At 62.8% G+C, this 15,478-nt stretch carries 14 protein-coding genes; 3 read left to right on the top strand and 11 right to left on the bottom strand.

What is annotated here, in order from left to right; all coding sequences use genetic code 11:
- Positions 1–23: 23 nt before the first annotated feature.
- The 4 genes from ASU23_RS04705 to dapE all read right to left on the bottom strand — a co-directional run bounded on the left by ASU23_RS04705 (position 24) and on the right by dapE (position 4,350).
- Positions 24–1,796 carry a long-chain-acyl-CoA synthetase gene (locus ASU23_RS04705; protein WP_058037423.1) on the bottom strand — a complete coding sequence of 591 codons (1,773 nt, stop codon included), beginning with the start codon at positions 1,794–1,796 and terminating at the stop codon, positions 24–26.
- A 112-nt stretch (positions 1,797–1,908) separates the two neighbouring features.
- A complete protein-coding gene (locus tag ASU23_RS04700; RefSeq protein ID WP_003945191.1) occupies positions 1,909–2,466 on the bottom strand; it encodes a TIGR00730 family Rossman fold protein in 558 nt (185 codons plus the stop codon).
- On the bottom strand, positions 2,460–3,263 hold the full coding sequence (locus ASU23_RS04695; RefSeq protein WP_003945176.1) for a TIGR00730 family Rossman fold protein: 804 nt from the start codon (positions 3,261–3,263) through the stop codon (positions 2,460–2,462). Before ASU23_RS04695 ends, ASU23_RS04700 begins: the two co-directional genes overlap by 7 nt.
- A gap of 16 nt (positions 3,264–3,279) precedes the next feature.
- Positions 3,280–4,350, bottom strand: coding sequence for a succinyl-diaminopimelate desuccinylase (gene dapE, locus ASU23_RS04690; protein WP_172827020.1), 1,071 nt, complete (start codon positions 4,348–4,350; stop codon positions 3,280–3,282).
- 49 nt (positions 4,351–4,399) lie between these two features.
- Between dapE and dapD the strand changes: the two genes are divergently transcribed.
- Entirely contained in the window at positions 4,400–5,353 is a 954-nt protein-coding gene (dapD, locus tag ASU23_RS04685) for a 2,3,4,5-tetrahydropyridine-2,6-dicarboxylate N-succinyltransferase (RefSeq protein WP_019749368.1), read from the top strand.
- Complete coding sequence (locus tag ASU23_RS04680; RefSeq protein ID WP_058037421.1) at positions 5,353–6,735, top strand: amino acid permease; 1,383 nt, start codon at positions 5,353–5,355, stop codon at positions 6,733–6,735. Before dapD ends, ASU23_RS04680 begins: the two co-directional genes overlap by 1 nt.
- A gap of 9 nt (positions 6,736–6,744) precedes the next feature.
- Here ASU23_RS04680 and ASU23_RS04675 read toward each other — a convergent pair whose 3' ends face one another.
- A complete protein-coding gene (locus ASU23_RS04675) occupies positions 6,745–7,503 on the bottom strand; it encodes an ABC transporter permease (RefSeq protein WP_058037420.1) in 759 nt (252 codons plus the stop codon).
- Positions 7,503–8,507 carry an ABC transporter ATP-binding protein gene (locus ASU23_RS04670; protein ID WP_058037419.1) on the bottom strand — a complete coding sequence of 335 codons (1,005 nt, stop codon included), beginning with the start codon at positions 8,505–8,507 and terminating at the stop codon, positions 7,503–7,505. Before ASU23_RS04670 ends, ASU23_RS04675 begins: the two co-directional genes overlap by 1 nt.
- A 124-nt stretch (positions 8,508–8,631) precedes the next feature.
- On the opposite strand from ASU23_RS04670, the gene ASU23_RS04665 reads away from it, so the two are divergent.
- Complete coding sequence (locus ASU23_RS04665; protein WP_058037418.1) at positions 8,632–9,939, top strand: HNH endonuclease signature motif containing protein; 1,308 nt, start codon at positions 8,632–8,634, stop codon at positions 9,937–9,939.
- On the opposite strand, the gene ASU23_RS04660 is transcribed toward ASU23_RS04665, so the two are convergent.
- The 5 genes from ASU23_RS04660 to fdxA form a co-directional block, all read right to left on the bottom strand.
- Positions 9,936–11,537 carry a substrate-binding and VWA domain-containing protein gene (locus tag ASU23_RS04660; RefSeq protein ID WP_007726253.1) on the bottom strand — a complete coding sequence of 534 codons (1,602 nt, stop codon included), beginning with the start codon at positions 11,535–11,537 and terminating at the stop codon, positions 9,936–9,938. The genes ASU23_RS04665 and ASU23_RS04660 overlap by 4 nt on opposite strands.
- A 212-nt stretch (positions 11,538–11,749) precedes the next feature.
- A complete protein-coding gene (locus ASU23_RS04655) occupies positions 11,750–13,162 on the bottom strand; it encodes an acyl-CoA synthetase (RefSeq protein ID WP_058037448.1) in 1,413 nt (470 codons plus the stop codon).
- 12 nt (positions 13,163–13,174) lie between these two features.
- Positions 13,175–13,855 carry a hypothetical protein gene (locus tag ASU23_RS04650; protein WP_007726255.1) on the bottom strand — a complete coding sequence of 227 codons (681 nt, stop codon included), beginning with the start codon at positions 13,853–13,855 and terminating at the stop codon, positions 13,175–13,177.
- Between the two features lie 64 nt (positions 13,856–13,919).
- Positions 13,920–15,023, bottom strand: a complete 1,104-nt coding sequence (dapC, locus tag ASU23_RS04645) for a succinyldiaminopimelate transaminase (protein ID WP_039972669.1) — start codon at positions 15,021–15,023, stop codon at positions 13,920–13,922.
- Positions 15,024–15,028: 5 nt separating this feature from the next.
- Complete coding sequence (gene fdxA, locus ASU23_RS04640) at positions 15,029–15,352, bottom strand: ferredoxin (RefSeq protein WP_003945248.1); 324 nt, start codon at positions 15,350–15,352, stop codon at positions 15,029–15,031.
- Positions 15,353–15,478: the final 126 nt, after the last annotated feature.

Below are 15,478 nucleotides of genomic sequence, written 5' to 3'. Positions count from 1 at the left end.
ATACTGGCATGACGGAACTCGGTCTAGCCCTTGGGTACCGAGCCCGCCGCGACCTTTCCGACGTATTCGTCGTACGAGTCCACGTAACCACCCTCACGGCCTTCGAGAACGTGCAGAGTGTCGGCGCCGACGTCGTAGCCCTCGTTGCGCAATTCCACCTTGCGCGACTTGAAAGTGCTGGTGTGTTCGAGTGAGTCGACGATGCGGATGAACAGCGGGACCGCGTAGTTGGGAAGCTTGCCGTAGAGATGAGCCGCGACTTCGCTGCCCTCGAAACTCTGACTGTCACGTAACTTCACCGCCGCCATGCCCGCGCGCCCGTCGGTGCCCGGAATCTCGACGCCGTAGACAACTGCTTCCTCGACGGCCGGGTGCGAACTCAGCGCGCCCTCGACCTCCGTGGTGGCGACGTTCTCTCCCTTCCAACGGAAGGTGTCGCCGAGACGGTCGACGAAGGCGACGTGGCCCCATCCCTGCTTGCGCACCAGGTCTCCGGTGTCGAACCAGGTGTCGTCGTCCTTGAATCCGCCGCGTACCAGTTTGCTGTTGCTCGCCGCTTCGTCGGTGTAACCGTCGAAAGGCGCCCGGTCGGTGACCTTCGACAGCAGGAGTCCGACCTGACCCGTGGAAACCTTGCGGAGTCGACCGTCGGCTCCACGCAACGCTTTTCCGGTGTCCTCGTCGAACTCCACGACGGCGTGCGGCAACGGGCAGATGCCTGCCGTCTTGTCGACGTTGAGTGCGTTGACGAACGCGATGTTGCATTCGCTCGCACCGTAGAACTCGGCGACGCGGGGTATGCCGAACCGCTGGGTGAATTCGGCCCAGATCTCAGGGCGCAGACCGTTACCCACCATCAGCCGAACAGCATTGTCGCTGTCGGTCGGCTTGACCGGCTGGTTGAGCAGATAGCGGCACAGTTCGCCGATGTAGGTGAACGCGGTCGCCTTGTTGAGTGCGATGTCGTCCCAGAACCGCGAGGCCGAGAACTGACGTCCGATCGCGATTGTCGCACCGGACGCGAGCACCGAGGACAGCGAGACCGTCAACGCGTTGTTGTGGTAGAGCGGCAGGCAGCAGTACAGGGTGTCCGAGCCGCGCAAGCGCACGCCCATCAACCCGAGCCCCGACATCGACTTCAACCAACGGAAGTGAGTCATCAAGCTGGCCTTGGGCATTCCGGTGGTGCCCGAGGTGAAGATGTAGAACGCCTTCTCCTTTGCCAGCACCTCGGCGGTGACCGCGGGGTTGGACGGATCAGCCGTCTTCGCCAGATCCGCGAGTTCGCTGACGAGAAGTTGGTTCGGTCCGCTAAATCCGGCGGGCAACGATTCGAGGGCTTCTTCGCACTCGTCGGCGACCACCAGGACCCGCGCATCGAGGAGAGTAAGGCTGTGTGCCAGAACGTCGTCGCGCTGGTTGTAGTTCAGCATGCCCGCTGCCGCGCCGAGTTTTACCGCGGCCAAGGCGATCAGCAGCGCTTCGGGAGTGTTCTTTGCCAGCACTCCGACGACGTCTCCGCGGTCGACTCCTCGGCCGCGGAGAACGTCCGCGTAGCGGTTCACCAGTTCGTTGGCTTCCGCGTAACTGGTCGCGTGGCCTTCGAACCGGATGAACGGGCGCGACGGGTGAGCGTGTGCAGCCTTCTGGAAGATCAACCCGATCGATTCCTTGGCCGAAGGCTTGCGGGTGAGGCCGGCGGCCCCCCGCGCCAGGATCGGCACCTCGGTGATCATCGACGGCAGTTTTGCCGCCAGATCCAGCAGGCCGACGGTCGAACGGGCTTCCGAACTCATGGCTCCCCTAACACGTATCCGGCGCCCATTCGGCCGCCCAGTCTGCGGCCACCTTACTTCACGGTAATAAAGCCCGCCATGCCCCAGGTCAGGGTTTCACGCACGCGTCTGATCAGGATTTGACGCACGCGTCGAGCGCGGCCTCGACGTCCGTCCTCACCAGCAGAGTGTCCAGCGCCTGACGCCCGACGAAGCCGGTCCCGTCGAGCTTGTTCAACCACTCGAGCAGGCCGGTGAAGTGGCCGACGGGATCGAGCATGACGACAGGTTTCTCGTGCATTCCCAGGTAGCCGGCTGTCCACGTCTCGAACAACTCTTCCAGCGTCCCGATTCCGCCCGGCAGCGTGATGAACGCGTCGGCGTGATCTTCCATCAGCTTCTTGCGTTCGCGCATGGTGTCCGTGACGATCAGCTCGTCGGCATCGACGTCGGCAACTTCCTTGTGCACCAGGGCCTTCGGAATGACGCCGACGGTCCAAGCGCCCGCCGCGCGAGCGGACTCGGCGACAGCGCCCATCATCGAGACGTTGCCACCGCCCGAGACCAACTGCCATCCGCGTCGACCGATCGCGGTTCCCACCTCTGCCGCCAACGCCAGGAACGATTCGTCCACCGGCCCCGACGCGCAGTAGACGCAGATCGAGTACTTCTTGTCGGAATCGGTCACCATTCTTCTTCTTTCCCCAGATCTGCGGCCTCGTCGACGCCCTTGTCTGCGTTGAGGACGATTCGTACTGCTTCTTCCACGCTGTCGGTGACGTGCAGCAGATTCACGTCACCTTCGGAAATCTTGCCGTCTCGCTCGAGGGTGCCGCGAATCCAGTCGACGAGTCCGGACCAGTACTCGGTGCCGAACAGGACGATCGGGAAGCGCGTGACCTTGTGGGTCTGCACCAGGGTGAGTGCCTCGAACAGCTCGTCGAGTGTTCCGAAGCCACCCGGCAGGCAGATGAATGCCTGGGAGTACTTCACGAACATCGTCTTGCGTGCGAAGAAGTACCGGAAGTTGATTCCGAGATCCACCCACTCGTTGAGTCCCTGCTCGAACGGCAACTCGATGCCGAGGCCGATCGAGTACCCGCCGGCCTCACTGCAACCGCGGTTGGCAGCTTCCATCACTCCTGGCCCACCACCGGTGATGACGGCGTACCCGGCCTCGGCCAACGCCGTTCCCAGCTCGCGCCCGGATTGGTACTCGGGATGATCGACCGTGGTGCGGGCCGAACCGAACACCGTCACCGCACGCGGGACCTCGGCGAGTGCGCCGAAACCTTCGATGAATTCGCTCTGGATACGCAGCACACGCCACGGATCGGTGTGTACCCAATCCGTGGGTCCGCGCTTGTCGAGCAAGCGCTGATCCGTCGTGGTCTTCTCGTCCTTGCGCTTGCGTCGAAGCTGAACCGGCCCGCGGTGCTTGATCGACGAGCTCTGCTTCTTCGAAGCCGAATTCTTCTCTGGTGCCATGCGGCAAGGCTAACGGTCAGGCCGACAGATACTTCCTCAGCACGGCCGCGACGTCGGTGATCTGCTGCACCGGAACGTGCTCGTCGCGCTTGTGCGCGAGGTTCGGATCACCCGGTCCGTAGTTCACGGCAGGAATGCCGAGCGCCGAGAACCTGGACACGTCGGTCCACCCGTACTTCGCACGGAACTGACCACCGGCCGCCTCGATCAGGGCGGCAGCGGACGGGTTCGCCAAGCCGGGCAGCGCGCCGGGCGAGGAGTCGGTGACCTCGAATCCGAGGCCCAGACCGTCGAACACTTCGCGCACGTGCGCCTCGGCTTGTACCTCGCTGCGATCGGGCGCGAATCGGAAATTGACGTCCATCTCGGCTTCGTCCGGGACGACGTTTCCGGCGACACCGCCGGAGATCTGCACCGCCGACAAGCCCTCGCGGTAGCCGCAACCGTCGATGTCGACCGAGCGCGGCTGGTACGCCGACAACCGCTCCAACGCTCCGCCGAACTTGTGAATGGCATTGTCCCCCAGCCAAGACCTGGCCGAATGGGCGCGAGTTCCCGAAGCCGTCAACCGCACCCGCATCGTGCCCTGACACCCGGCCTCGATGAAACCGGCCGTCGGCTCACCGAGAATTGCGACGTCCGCCGCGAGCCATTGCGGGATCTCGCGTTCGATCCGTCCCAGGCCGTTGTACGTTGCGGCGATCTCTTCGCAGTCGTAGAAGACGAGGGTCAGATCGTGGGCCAGGTTCTCGATGGTGGCCGCAAGGTGCAGGAAGACCGCGTCGCCCGACTTCATGTCCACGGTCCCGCAGCCGTGCAGGATGTCGCCGTCACGCCGCGAAGGAACGTTGTCCGCGATCGGCACCGTATCCAGATGTCCGGCGAGCATGACCCGACTGGGCAAACCACGCGACGTACGCGCCAACACGGCATTGCCGTTGCGGATGATCTCGAAGCCCGAAGTCTGCTCACGCAGCGCATCCTCGACAGCCTGCGCGATGACGGATTCGTCGTGCGAGACGCTGGGGATGTCGACCAGGGCGGCCGTCAAGTCGATGGGGTCCGAAGCAAGATCGAGGATGCTCACACGCACCAGCCTAGGCCGGTGCACCCACCACCCAGTAATCTCTAGTCCCGTGAGCGCACAGGGAGCAACAGCAGTAGGTATCGCCAACGTGACCGCGGACGGAACCGTCCTCGACACCTGGTTCCCGGCACCGGAGCTGGGAACATTCGACAAGACCGGTACCGAGAACGTCGAGGGAACAGATATTCCTTCCGATCTTGCACTGCTGGCAGGCACTGATGACGCTCGCGAGGTATCGCAGGTCGTCGTGCGCACCACCATCGCCGATCTCTCCAAGGCGCCGGTCGACGCACATGACGTCTACCTGCGCCTCCATCTCCTCTCGCACCGTCTAGTCGCACCCCACGGTGTCAACCTCGACGGCCAGTTCGGTCTGCTCAGCAACGTCGTGTGGACCAACTTCGGCCCGTGCGCCGTCGAAGGTTTCGAGCAGGTTCGCTCGCGTCTGCGCATCCGCGGCGTCGTGACCGTGTTCAGCGTCGACAAGTTCCCCCGCATGGTCGACTACGTCGTGCCGTCCGGAGTTCGCATCGGTGACGCGGACCGTGTCCGACTCGGTGCACACCTCGCCAGCGGAACGACCGTCATGCACGAGGGCTTCGTCAACTTCAACGCCGGCACCCTCGGCAACTCGATGGTCGAAGGTCGCATCTCGGCGGGCGTCGTCGTCGACGACGGATCCGATGTGGGCGGCGGCGCCTCGATCATGGGCACCCTCTCCGGTGGAGGCAAGGAAACGATCTCCCTCGGCAAGCGCTGCCTCCTCGGTGCAAACGCCGGCCTCGGCATTTCGCTCGGCGACGACTGCGTCCTCGAAGCGGGCCTCTACGTCACCGCCGGCACCAAGGTCACCGGCCCGGACGGAACCGTCGTCAAGGCCAAGGAACTGAGCGGCAAGTCGAACCTTCTCTTCCGTCGTAACTCGGTCTCGGGTGCCGTCGAGGTCGTGCCGTGGAAGGGCACCGGCGTCGAACTGAACGCTGCTTTGCACGCTAACGACTGATGAGTAGCACCGACGTCTCCGACGGAACAACCACTGCTCTCGGCCACGGTCTCAAGGTCCGCCATCTGACGATGATGGGCTTGGGCTCGGCCATCGGCGCCGGCCTGTTCCTCGGAACCGGCGTCGGTATCGCCAAGGCCGGGCCGGCCGTCCTGATCTCCTACATCCTTGCGGGCGCCGTCGTGGTGTTCGTGATGCGAATGCTCGGCGAGATGGGCGCCGCGATCCCGGCCAGCGGTTCCTTCTCTCATTACGCGCGCCTGGGGATCGGCGAGTGGGCCGGCTTCGTGATGGGCTGGCTCTACTGGTTCATGCTGATCATGGTGCTGGGCGCCGAGATCACCGGGGCTTCGGCGATCGTGAACGACTGGGTGCCGTCGATCCCGCAATGGGTTGTCGCCCTGGTTTTCGTGGTGTTCTTCGCCGTGGTGAACCTGGCGAAAGTCAGCAACTTCGGTGAGTTCGAGTTCTGGTTCGCCGCAATCAAAGTCACCGTCATCATCGGCTTCCTGATCATCGGTGTCCTGCTGGTGTTCGGCCTCCTGCCCGATACCGACCCGGTCGGTACGAGCAATCTGTTCGGCCAGGGCGGCTTCATGCCCAACGGGCTGTCCGGCATTGCCGCAGGACTTCTCGTCGTGGCATTCGCCTTCGGTGGGATCGAGATCGTCACCATCGCCGCAGCCGAATCCGAGAATCCGGAACGCTCCATCGCCGTCGCTGTCCGGAGCGTCGTGTGGCGCATCAGCGTCTTCTACATCGGCGCCATCTCGATCATGGTTCTGGTGCTGCCCTGGAACGACCCCGAACTCGAGAGCGGCCCGTTTGTGGCCGTCCTGAACAAGGCGAACATTCCAGGCGTTGCCGGGTTCATGGAACTCGTCGTAGTGGTGGCGTTGCTTTCCGCCTTCAACGCCAACATCTACGGCACCTCTCGCATGGCGTTCTCACTTTCGCGCCGCGGCGACGGACCCGCCTTCATGGCGAGGCTGTCGCGCACCGGAGTTCCGACCAATGCCGTTCTGCTGTCGGTGTTCTTCGGCTTCGTCAGCGTCCTGCTCAACTGGCTGCTCCCCGACGACCTGCTCGGCATCCTGCTCAACGCAGTCGGCGCTGCGCTGCTGGTCATCTGGATCTTCATCGTCGTCTCGCATCTGCGACTGCGAAAACAACTCGAAGCGTCGGGCAAGCTGACGGTTCGGATGTGGCTGTTCCCGTATCTGAGCTACGCGACACTCGCGATGCTTGGCGTCTTCGTCGTCCTCATGCTCTTCGACGCCGATGCCCGTGCACAGTTGATCTCGACCACCGTGTTGTTCCTCGTGATCGCGGCATTGGGTTTCCTGAACGCCCGTTGGCGTAAGCAGAATCAGCCCGTCTGATCCGTGTGCCTATGCATCCCGCCTGTTCACGACGACGATGCTGAGACCGAATACGACGAGTACGAAGAGGGCGAAGTAGATCAGGCTGCCCCAGGGTCCCCAGTGGAAATCGACGCCACCGCCGGAACCGAGAAAATTGTTGGCGTTCATGAACGGCAGGAACGGCATGATCTTCTCGCCGATACTTCCGAACAGGTTGAAAAGATTCTCGATCAGCAAGGGCCACAACAGCAGAAGCGCGATCGCACCTGCAGACTGCCGGAGCAACGCGCCGACTCCGACGGCTAGAACTACGCAGAAGAACGCGTAGATCGGTGTTCCGTAGACGACCCGCCAGTTCTCGTCGCCGGACAGAGTCAGGAATCTTCCGGCGTCACCTGCCGTGGCCTTCGTGAGGGCGAAGGCGCCGAACGACAACACGAGAGTCAGCACCGCTCCGAACCCACCGATGAGGCCCGCTTTGGCGATGAGCACCGAGGCGCGGTTCGGAACGGCCTGGAATGTGGTTCGGATGGTCCCGAAACGATATTCGCTGGTGATCGCGAGGGCCGCCATGATCATCAGAACCAACACACCGAAGCCGGTCACTCCACTGAGTGCCCCCGAAACTGTCGGCATCATTGCACCGTTGGGGCCGCTGAGCGACGACTTGGCGCTCAGTCCGAAAACGGTAGCGAGTCCCAACCCGAGCACGATGATGATGATCGTGCACCACAGCGGCGACTTGGTCGTGGTGATCTTGATACGTTCCGCACTGAGAACAGCCATTACAGTGCACCTCCCATAGCCTGCTGCGTGTTTGCCTGCTGTGTATTTGCCAGCTGTGTATTTGCGTGGTGTGCACCGACACCCGGATCGATACCGGATGCGTGGTACTGGACATCGTCCCCGGTCAACTTCATGAACGCATCCTCGAGCGACCCCTGCTGAGAAGCCAACTCGTACAACACGATTCCCTGCGAACCAGCTAAACCACCGATCACATCGGTGGTCGAATCCACGACCACCAATGCCGGGGCAACGCCGGAACCGTCTTCACGCACCGTCAGCCCCTGCGAGAGCAACACACTGCGCAACGCATCGAGCTGTGGGCTGCGCACGCGCACCGTCGACTCCGACGAACGATCCACGAACTCCGCGACCGTCGAATCCGAAATCAACCGACCCCGACCGATCACCACCAACTGCTCCGCCGTGAGCGCCATCTCCGACAGCAGGTGACTCGACACCAGCACCGTGCGGCCCTCGGCCGCCAACCGCTGCATGAACTTACGAATCCAGACGATGCCCTCCGGATCGAGACCGTTGACCGGCTCGTCGAACAACAACACCTTCGGATCCCCCAACAACGCACCCGCCAACCCCAGACGCTGCGACATACCCAACGAGAACCCGCCGGCCTTCTTACCCGCCACCTCGGACAACCCGACCAACCCGAGCACCTCGTCGACGCGGGACTTCGGGATCCCGTTCGAAGCAGCCATCCACTGCAGATGTGCACGCGCACTGCGATTGGGGTGCACCCACTTCGCATCCAGCAACGCACCGACAGTCCGCAACGGCGTCTTGAGCTCGCGGTACGGCTTGCCCTCGATCAACGCCGCACCCGACGTCGGCTGATCCAAACCCAGGATCATCCGCATCGTCGTCGACTTACCGGCACCGTTCGGGCCCAGGAAGCCCGTCACGATGCCCGGCTTGACCGTGAACGACAAATCGTCCACCGCTTTCGTCGGTCCGTAAACCTTGGTCAATCCCCTCAGCTCGATCATGAGGACCAGTCAACCATGAAAACCGAACTGTCGGAACTTTCAGACGCCAACGGAGAAAGGCGTTGCGTCCGTTCGCTGTCGAGGCTAGTATCGAATGTATGTTCGACACTACCGGGGGGTAAAAGTGACGACGCAAGTATCTGAACAGGCCATATCCAAACAGGCGATATCCGAAGAGACCATCGGACAATTCCGAGCATCACTCGTCAGCATGGATCGATCCATCGACAACGCAGCACGCGTGGATCTTCTGCGCGCTTTGGAAGAGTTGAAGGCCAGTTGCGCTGGTGCCCAGGCATTGCTGGCTGCCGATCTCGACGCGTTCACCCGCAACGACCGCGGCGAACGGGGAGTGCCGCGCGCATACCAAGGCCGTGGAATCAACGCGCAGATTGCCCTCGCACGGCGAGAGTCGGCTTGGTTCGGAACTCAGCATCTGAACCTGGCCCGCGCACTGAACGACGAGATGCCTCACACACTTCGACTACTCGTCGACGGCTCCATCAGTGAGCATCAAGCGACGATCCTCATGCGCGAGACTTCATGTCTCACCGCCCAGGATCGCGCTACATTGGATCGCGAGTTCTGCTGCGACGCTGCAATCTTGGACGGATGCGGCAACCACCAACTGACACAAAGAATCCGCGCACGCACTGCCGAAATAGACTCCGACAGTGTTGCCAGACGAGCACGCAAAGCCGTGGGAGACAGACGAGTGACGTCACGGCCTGCGCCCGACACGATGTGCTGGCTCAATGTATTTCTTCCCGTGGCCGAAGGTATCGCCGTGCACGCCACGCTCAGGCGCGACGCAGATTCCGTACTTGCCGGCGGGGACAAGCGCACCCGAGCGCAAATCATGGCTGATCTCCTGGTCGAGCGAGTTACCGGAATCGGCCGCGCCACACCGACACCCGTCACCGTGAATCTGGTTGTCTCCGACCAGTCATTGTTGGGCGAAAATTCCGACCCGGCGTACGTCCACGGGTACGGACCTGTACCAGCCGCTATTGCACGCGAATGGATCACCAAGGCCAGCGAAGACTCCGAAACGGTGGCAACGCTCCGAAAGCTCTACGCACGCCCCGATACGGGCGCACTGACCGCAATGGAATCCACGGCGAGAACCTTCCCGAAGGGGTTGGCGCGATTGATCGAACTCCGTGATCGAAGCTGCCGTACTCCGTGGTGCGACGCGCCGGTTCGCCACCGCGACCACATTCGCGATCACTCGAGGGGTGGCCTCACCAGCGCAGCCAACGGTGCCGGGTTGTGTGCGGCATGCAATTACGCGAAACAGGGCTCGGACTGGACTGCCGAACCTGTACCAGGTAACCGGCACACCTTCACCACAACGACACCTACCGGGCACCGGTATTCGTCTGAGGCTCCGCCACTTCCGGCACCCTGGACCAGTCCGGATGCGGCCTAAGTTCCTCGGTGAGCCAATGCGTTCACGAACACCTCGGAAATCTCCGAGGGGTCACGAGCGATGTACGTCGAACCGCCCGTCACGCGGGAGATATCGGCGAGCGCCGCCGCGTCTGCGTCATCGGTGATGCCGATGGTGACGATGATGACCGGACGCGCCGGATCCTGCTCGCGTGCAAGTACATCGAGCAACTGTTCACGGCTGATGCTGTCAGGATCTTCGTTTGCGCCGTCGGTCAAGATGATGACGCTGTTGACTGCTCGCGGATCGTACGATTCCTGAACCTTACGGAATGCGGCCAGCGTCGTGTCGTACAAACCTGTGGCGCCACGTTTGAGTTCGGTGAGCCGGTTCGCCTGATCTGCCATCAACTTTCGTTGAGTCACACCGTCGACGATCGTGTCGTAGCGCCTGATCGGCACCAATTCCTGGAAGTCCTGGGTTCCGTTCATACCTTGGGAAAACGCCCAGAGACCGGCAGCGACGCTGTCTGGGAAGACCTGATTGCCGGCCAGAGCAGCAGCAGTGGTCAACTGCATGCGCGTCTTGCCGCCTGCCGCCGGGTAGTCCATCGACGCAGACACGTCGATCGCAACGAGTGTCCGGATCGGCTTGGCCATCAGAGCCCAAGCGCCCAGTGTCTGATCGGCCACCGACTGTTCGGACACGGTCAGTGCCGTGACGTCACCGACTCCACCTTCGACGGCTCCACCGCCGGAAGTACGGAACCCGCTGCGCGTCAGCACTTCCTGAGCAGATTCACTGTGCAACAGCTCGGCGATGGCGTCACTCTTCTTGGCTGCGGCGTAGTGCCGGTCCGGTGCCGAAGCACTGACCACCAGGGGGTAATCCATGATCATGGTTCCCGTCGCCGGTACTGTCGCGGAAATCTTCGACTCGGCCTTCGTGAACTCGACGACCTGTTGCTCGGTCGAAACACCGACCTTTCCGGAGCTGACCAATTCGGTGAGCATCTTCTGTCCTACCGGCTGATCTTCGGTACGAACACTCTCCGCTTGCGCATGGGGTACGAGTGCCGCTCGAACGGATTCGGAGGTGGCCCCGGTTTCCGCGAGAGCTCCGAGAATGGGCGCCGACGCAACCCCTGTGAACAACGGATTGCCCAACGCCAGATCGGGAACCTGTAGCGCCGTGAGCCAACTGGCAAACTGTTCGCCACCGCCGGAGGCAAGTACGACAGGCGAGGTGGCGATCGAACCGCCGGCGGCAGCGACCGGCCCTTTGGCCGTCAATGCAGCTTTGCCCACCCACGCTGTCGAATCCGGTATCCACATGTCCGGAGCGTCCACGCCCTTACCCAAAGTTCCCGCAACGTCCCCGGGCAGCGCAGAGGTGACCGTGATCCGTGAACAGCCTGTCTGCTCCGGCGACGATTCTGCGAGGATCTCCGTGACTGCCGGCGCGATCGCAGGATCCGCTGCCAGCGAGTACTCGTCGACGCTCTCGCAGGAATCGGACTGTGTTGCCTTGAAGACCACCACCCCGGTGGCGACTACCGCGACGGCAACCAACCCACCCACTGCGTAGAACCCGATCGACCGCCCGCTGTCAGGACTCGAATGCCGTCCGCCCGCCATGAAATCTGCCCTTCCGAGGCCACTCGCACTCAGGCATACCGACGGTATGCGCGCGACTGGAACTGTCCCTACCGGGCGGTAGTGTAGCCAAGAACACAGAAATTCCAACTAGCGCTGAATCGTCGGAGAACCGGCGAGCCCACATTTCGGGACAGGCCGGCCGAATTCACGAACCTTCAAGCGTCGCAGCGACTTTTCAGCAAACTGACCTGCTAGAGCAGCTCACGCTTCTGAACCTTGCCCATCGCGTTACGTGGCAGAGTCTCGGCAAATCGAACCTCACGGGGACGCTTATGCGCCGACAACTCCGCCCCCACCAACTCGACCAATTCGGCTTCGGTGACCTCGGGAGTCCCGGGCTTACGGACTACGACGGCGATGATCCGTTGCCCCAGATCGGCGTCGGGGACACCGATCACCGCAACTTCGGACACCGAAGGGTGCCCGAGGATGGCGGTCTCGATCTCGCCGGCGCCGACTCTGAATCCACCGGATTTGATCAAGTCGATGGATTCGCGGCCGACGATTCGGTGGAACCCACCCTCGTCGATGACGGCGACGTCACCGGTCTTGAAGTAGCCGTCCTCCGTCCAGGACTCGGCGGTTGCGTCCGGACGGTTCAAGTAGCCGTCGAAAAGCATCGGCCCACGTACCTGTAGGCCGCCGATACTCTCGCCGTCGTGCGGCACATTGTTGCCCTTCTCGTCACGAAGACGAGTCTCGACTCCGCGCAGCGGCACGCCGACCCACCCCGGGCGTCGCTCGCCGTCGAAACGCGTGCTCAGGGTCAGCATCGTCTCACTCATGCCGTAACGCTCGATGGGCGTCAATCCTGTTCGCTCTCGCAGCTTTTCGAAGACAGGCACGGGAAGCGGCGCACTACCGGAGACCAGAAGTCGGGCACCGGACAACGCGCGGGCAGCTTCTTCGTCTTCGGCGATACGCGACCAGACGGTGGGGACACCGAAGTAGAGGGAGCCCTTGGCCCTTGCGTAGTTTTCCGGCGTCGGCTTGACGGTGTGGATCACCCGGCTGCCGATCCGGAGGGGGCCGAGGATTCCGAGAATCAGTCCGTGCACGTGGAAGAGCGGAAGCCCGTGTACGAGGGTGTCTCGCCACGTCCAGTCCCAGGCCTCGGCGAGCGCGTCGAGCCCGGCTGCGATAGCCGAGCGACTGAGCAGAACGCCCTTCGGTGGGCCGGTAGTTCCGGACGTGTACAGGACGAATGCTGTGGACTGCGGTGCCGGTTCGGGATAGCTGTGCCACGAGCGAGCGTGCAATCGGACGGGAACCACGGGCAGGCCTTCGCAGTGGTCGTCCGTTTCGCCGAGCCACGCCTGGGCACCGGAGTCACGCAGAATGTGCTCTCGCTCAGCCTTCCCCGAGTCCGGCGGGACCGGCACAACGGTGACGCCGGCAATCAACGCCCCGACGACGGCGAGAATCGTTTTTGCTGTGGGAGTTGCCAATACGGCAACCCGATCGGCCTGCGCCACTCGCTCCGCGACCGAGGTCGCGGCACCGAGAATGGCACTCCGCGAGAGAACCGTGTCACCGATCGTCACGGCCTCGTCGAGGTCTTCACCGCGGGCAACAGCAAGGGGGTTCAAGGATCTCAGCAGCACCACGACAGCATCTCACAGCGCGGATGGTCGCAAACTTTCTCCTGCCCGACGCGCGTCCATCGAGTGCGGAGGGAACAGCGTCACCAGCGCAGCCCCCAAGAGCGCCCCGGAAAGCACCGCGAATCCGTGTGCGTCGTCGACCGTCACCAATGTTGCGCCGCCGACGACAATCACGACCGTCAGAACAATCTCAGGCATTCGCGGGCGCACCAGAACGCCGATCCCCGCGGCCGCCGCTGCCAGAGCAAGCGTGGCACCGGAGTTGCCTGCGCCGGTCGACGGGAAGACTGCGGTGGTGAGCAAACCGAACAACAGTTGACCGAGCAGGAAGAGAGCCCAGCCACGTGCGGCGCCCCAGAGCCGAAACGCAAGCGGTGCAACCACGGCCAGCGTCGCGAGATTGGTGACAGTTCCTGCGGCCCCTCCGTCCTGAACGAGCACGGAGGTCAGAATGCGCCACCATTGCCCGTCACGAATCAACGCGGGATCACGACGAAACATCTCGAGCAGTCCCGGCATCGCCGCCTGCAAGATGGAAGGCACTGCAACCATCAGCCAGAGGAGAGCCGCCGAGAGTGGGAATTCTCCGAAAACTCGACGACTTTTCAACCACACGAGCATCAGTGCAACCGAGGCAGCAACGACAGCAAAAATCAGTACCGCGTCCAAGCCGCCGGTCCCTGAGGTGGTCACAGCGCGACCTTACATCGGACCGATACCGACATCAGGGAACCTGACACCTGGGAAAGCACACGATTCAGGCGGAGAGGCGCTTTGCTGCCGCGGCGATTCGTTCGTCTGTTGCAGTGAGCGCGATCCGCACGTGCTTGCTCCCGCTCGGTCCGTAGAACTCACCGGGGGCAACGAGGATCCCACGATCGGCGAACCAACTGACCGTCGCTCGACATTCCTCGCCGCGCGTCGCCCAGAGGTACAGACCTGCCTCGGAATTGTCGACGGTGAATCCGGCGCCTCGAACAGCTTCGATCAACACACTACGACGCTCGCGGTACCGCTCGCGCTGGATGTTCTCGTGTTGGTCGTCGCCCAAGGCTGCGGTCATCGCCGCCTGGATCGGTAGCGGCAGGATCATGCCCGCATGCTTGCGCACCTCGAGCAGTTCCGACACGAGAGCCGGATCACCGGTGACGAACCCGGCGCGATAGCTCGCGAGATTGGACGTCTTCGAAAGTGAGTGGACCGCAAGCAAACCGGTCAGATCACCGTCGTTGACACGAGGATCGAGAATGGAGAGCGCATCGGCTTCCCACGTCAATCCGAGGTAGCACTCGTCGGAGACGACGATGGCGCCGCGCTCGCGCGCCCAGGCCACGACCTTCTGCAAGTGCTCGAGGCCGAGCACCTTGCCGGTGGGATTCGAGGGCGAGTTCACGAAGATCATCGCCGCCGACTCGGGACCGAGCTTGTTCAAGCCGTCGGCGCGCAGGACACGAGCACCTGCCAGTTTCGCTGCGACCTCGTACGTCGGGTACGCCAACTCCGGAATGACCACCAGATCGCCGGCTCCGAGACCGAGCAATTTCGGCAGCCACGCGATCATTTCCTTGGTACCGATGGCCGGCAGCACCGCTGCCGGATCGACGTCGGGAATGTTGTAGCGGCGATCCAGTGACTCCGCCACGGCCTCGCGAAGCGCGAGCGTGCCATGAGTCGTCGGGTATCCGGGCACCTCGGCAACAGAGGCCAGAGCCTCCTGAATCACCGGGTCCACCGGATCCACCGGCGTCCCCACGGACAGGTTCACGATGCCGTCGGGATGAGAGTGCGCCTTCGCCGTGACATCGGCGAGCGAATCCCACGGAAAATCAGGAAGCCCAGCGGCCACCGGAGTACGAGACAAGATCTCTATTCCTCACCCATGGGAGGCAGCGCCTTGATGAACGGCGTGTCGTAGTCGACCTTGCCGAGCTTGGCCGCTCCACCCGGTGAGCCGAGATCGTCGAAGAAATCGACGTTGGTGCTGATGTACGCGTTCCACTGGTCCGGGACGTCGTCTTCGTAGAAGATGGCTTCGACGGGACAGACAGGCTCACACGCGCCGCAGTCGACACACTCGTCGGGGTGGATGTAAAGCATGCGTCCACCCTCGTAGATGCAGTCGACAGGGCATTCTTCGATGCACGCCTTGTCCATCACATCTACACACGGTTCAGCAATCGTGTAGGTCACTGCCGATCTCCCTGCCTTCCTGTCGTGCATCGCCGCCGCAACACGCAGTTGCAAGGGGCCGAAAATCCGATACGACTCTCACGTACCGCGGGAACAGCCTATTATCCCCCTGCCGACCGACTCTGA

Source organism: Rhodococcus sp. KB6 (assembly GCF_001445685.1).
GTDB classification, from domain to species: domain Bacteria; phylum Actinomycetota; class Actinomycetes; order Mycobacteriales; family Mycobacteriaceae; genus Rhodococcus_F; species Rhodococcus_F qingshengii.
The sequence above is the reverse complement of the archived record's forward strand: the minus strand, read 5'-3'. Positions and strand labels throughout refer to the sequence as shown.